This is a genomic window from uncultured Campylobacter sp., assembly GCF_937949835.1.
Lineage (GTDB): Bacteria > Campylobacterota > Campylobacteria > Campylobacterales > Campylobacteraceae > Campylobacter_B.
Window position 1 is genome coordinate 1 of record NZ_CALEDC010000108.1, and the last position, 2,367, is coordinate 2,367.

1 protein-coding gene and 1 pseudogene are annotated in these 2,367 nt (G+C 47.4%); both read left to right on the forward strand.

Annotated elements, in window-relative coordinates; all coding sequences use genetic code 11:
• Positions 1-144 precede the first annotated feature (144 nt).
• Complete coding sequence (gene lptB, locus Q0256_RS02375) at positions 145-867, forward strand: LPS export ABC transporter ATP-binding protein (RefSeq protein ID WP_297883040.1); 723 nt, start codon at positions 145-147, stop codon at positions 865-867.
• A 952-nt stretch (positions 868-1,819) separates the two neighbouring features.
• Positions 1,820-2,367: pseudogene (locus Q0256_RS02380) on the forward strand (ATP-binding protein); the annotation flags it as partial.

Consider the following 2,367-nt stretch of genomic DNA (forward strand, 5'->3'; position numbering starts at 1 on the left):
TATTTGAAAATTTATTTGAAGAAGGGCTTCATCTGATCGAATGGGCGGATGAAAATTTGATAAATTTACTTAAAAAATATGAGCTTGATTTTTGCGTAGTGAGGATCACGCCGCACGCGCAAGGGCGAAAATACGAGGTAAGCTATGCATAAACTGGAAGTCAGGGGTCTTAAAAAAACCATAAAAGGCACGCCGATCATCAAAGGAATCTCGCTAGAGCTTTATAACGGCGAGATCGTAGGGCTGCTAGGGCCCAATGGCGCGGGCAAAACCACGACGTTTTATATGATCTGCGGGCTAATAAGCGCTAGCGGTGGCGATATATTGCTTAATGAGAGCAGCATCGCAAAGGTTCCGCTTCACAAACGTGCCAAGCTCGGCATCGGCTACCTGCCACAAGAAAGCAGCATCTTTAAGGAACTTAGCGTTGAGGAAAATTTAATGCTCGCTGCGGAGATTACCTATAAAAATAAAGCCGAAGCCTCACGAAAAGTCGATGAGATGCTAAATTTACTCAACATCGAGCCGATCAGATTGCGCAAAGGCGTGAGCCTAAGCGGCGGCGAGCGCAGGCGCTGCGAAATCGCGCGAAGCCTAATGATAACGCCGAAATTTCTACTTTTGGACGAGCCGTTTGCAGGCGTCGATCCGATCGCCGTTAACGACATCCAAAGCATCGTGCGCGATTTAAGCGATCTTGGCATCGGCGTGCTCATCACCGACCACAACGTCCGCGAGACGCTTGCGATCTGCGACCGCGCCTACGTCATCAAAGACGGCGAGCTGTTCGCCGGCGGCACCGCAAAAGAGATAGCCAGCGATCCTAACGTCCGTAAATTCTACCTCGGCGAGGATTTTAGCATCTAAGCCGGCAAGGGAGTTTTAGATTTTTAGCCCCCTTTCGGCGCGCGCGGTTAAATTCTATAATTTAAGTTTTGCGATTTAAATTTCAAGCGAACGGCTGCGGCTAGTCGCACAGACGCCGCTTGATCTAAATTTTGCGCATTAAAATTTTAAAGCCCGTAAAGCCTCGGCGCGCAAGAATTTCGCGCCCGTTTGAATTTACATATTAAATTTTGAGGCGTAGCGCTTCGGTGCGAGGCGCGTATCAGTATGGTTTAAATTTTGTGCTTTAAATTTTGAAACAGTTATCACGGCGAGATTTGAACTCGGCGTCTAAATCTCACGCATTAATTTTTGAAATGCGCCTCAGGCTCGTTTTTAAATTTCAAAAGGCGTTTTGTGCACTCCAAATTTTAAATAATTTTTGCGGTAGGTCGGTTTTTTGCGACCGAAATTTTACACCCGCGGTACATAAAATTTAAATCGCATTTTAATCGCACTTTGTTTAAATTAAATCAAATTTTAAAGCGTGTGACGTCTTTAAACGTAACGCTTTCATCTGCGCATCAAAATCACGCGGCAGTTTGCAAAAAATATCCGCTCGTAGAATTAAAATTCCAAAGCAACAGCCTAAATAAATTACGTATGCAAAAACGCCCGCAGTTGCGCGATACGGCTTAAATTTCACGGCGTAATTCCGCGAGTGGCAGCGTAAACCAAAGCGCACACAAACCTACTCACTTCGGCTTCGACACATCAAATTAAAAGCGACGCGCGAAGCAAGGCCTTCCGACCCGCTAGAATTTTGCCGATTAAGCCACTTTGTTTAACTAAAATTACACTTTTATTTGCTCTGCGGGTTTAAATTTCGCTCATCTTAAAGCTCGCTGTGGAGTTTAAAAATTTAACCAGGCGCCCGGTGGTTTCGGTTTAAATTTTAAAATTCTTAGAATTTTGGCGAGATCAAGGAGAGATTATGAAAAAAGTTCTACTTTCGTGCGCCTTGACAGGCGCGCTTTTCGGCTTGGAGCTCGATGGATTCAGTGCGCCCGAGGGCTCGCTAATCACCGAAGAAGCATTCTACGTCGCCAACCATGGTGCGAGCAAAGACCCGCAGGAGTGCGACGGCTTCATCAGCCGCATAGTAAAAAACTCGGGTGTCGTTGAGACAAATTTTATAGACGATCTGGTAAATCCGGGCGGAATGGCGCAGATCGGCGACGTGCTCTACGTGTGCGATCTGGACGCGATCAGGGGCTTTAGCAAAGGACAGGAGGTTTTCAATCTAAAAATCGAGGGAGCACAGGCCCTAAACGACGTCGTAGCGCTCGGCAGCGAGGTTTTGCTCGCAAGCGATCCCGCGCGTGGGACGATCTGGCGCATCGACCTGCTCTCGCGCACCGTGGATGAGTTTGCGCGCATCGATCTATCGTTAGGCAGCCCAAACGGACTTTTGGCTAAAGGCGATAAGCTTCTGATCACTACATTCGATCTTAGCGGAAAGGTCCCGGGGCGCGTGTTAAG